The organism is Endozoicomonas sp. ONNA2 (assembly GCF_024606365.1).
Taxonomy (GTDB): domain Bacteria; phylum Pseudomonadota; class Gammaproteobacteria; order Pseudomonadales; family Endozoicomonadaceae; genus Endozoicomonas.
On the sequence record NZ_JAHHPO010001050.1, the window covers coordinates 1 to 1,317 of the forward strand.

The 1,317-nt window shown below is 53.8% G+C and carries 1 protein-coding gene; it reads right to left on the minus strand.

Annotated elements, in window-relative coordinates:
• Nucleotides 1-298: 298 nt before the first annotated feature.
• A partial coding sequence (locus KDK14_RS18590; RefSeq protein ID WP_257266696.1) for a hypothetical protein occupies nt 299-1,317 on the minus strand: 1,019 nt, incomplete at its 5' end.

The window sequence follows — 1,317 nt, forward strand, 5'->3', positions numbered from 1 at the left end:
TGGGCTCGTCCGGCTCTGCGAGGGCTGAGGACGGTAACGTCCTCTTCTACTCGGATGGCCTGCCCATCTCCCCTTGATTCTATTCTCCCCGATTCTACCTTCCAAAACTCTGAACTTCTTTATAAACGACATTGTTTGTGCATAAAGAAAGACCTGACCCTTGACCCCTCAAGACCTGGCACTGATTTCTAAAAAAAAGCTCCTTTGGTGGTAGGAGCTTCGTTTTTTTTGGTAACGGGTATCAGTCAGGATTGTTCCAGTTGTGATCGCTGATTAAAACGTTTGTCCAGCTCAGCTACTAGATCACGCCGTCCCAGTCTGTACCGAGTTCATTTATTTCATGGGCTGGTTTCTGCGCAGGAACACTCTGCCTGTTCATTCGTTCCCGGATTCCCTTAATACCCTGTGATACCGAGTTGACCGCAGCGCTTGCCAGTTCTTTACCACGGGTAAGTGGTTTCATCGCCAGCTCCTGACCACGCAACCCTTCCTGGTAACCGGTAATCCATTGATAGCCTGTAAAGCCGACAATCCCCAATCCGCCCGCTGCCAGAAGGGAACCTGTGGTAATTCCCATCGTAGCGGCGGTTGTCGCTGCAGCAGCATTGCTGCCGTCCATGTCGGCAATCATTCCTTCATCGCCAACACTCCTGCGCCCGACGTGGTGGGGTGCATGTCTACCCGCCCCGATGCCGGCATGTTTACCCGAGGTTTCGACCTTGGTGTTCATCGCCTTGGTGCTTGAACCATCGGCAATGGATGTAGCGGCATTTACCGGGCCAGCATCACTGTACGACAAGCCCAATGCATCCAGAAATTCGGTTCGCGCAGAGCAATTGGCTGTTAACACACGTGGGTCTGCTTTTTGGCAAAGAAGCTGATCATTGGCGACAGATCCAATATCCACTTTAGTGCCATCGACATAGCTGTTCACCGCCGTGGTGTTGGCAACCGTTCCTCTAATAAAAACATCCCCACCCCCGATGCCGGCGTTTCCAAATTTACCCGAGGTTGTGACACAGCTGTTCACCGCCGTGGTGTTGGCAACCGTTCCTTTGACCCAAACAATCCCCCCCCCGATGCCGGCGAGTGCATTTTCACCCGAGGTTTCGACCCTGCTGTTCACCGCCGTGGTGTTGGCAACCGTTCCTAAAACGACCCCTCCCCCGGTGCCGGCGCATGCAATTTTACCCGAGGTTTCGACCGTGCTGTTCACCACCGTGGTGTTGGTAACCATTCCTCCACCGTCAACCACGCCAGCCCCAATGCCGGCGTGTGCATTGTCACCCGAGGTGGAAATATGCACATTTTCGGCCC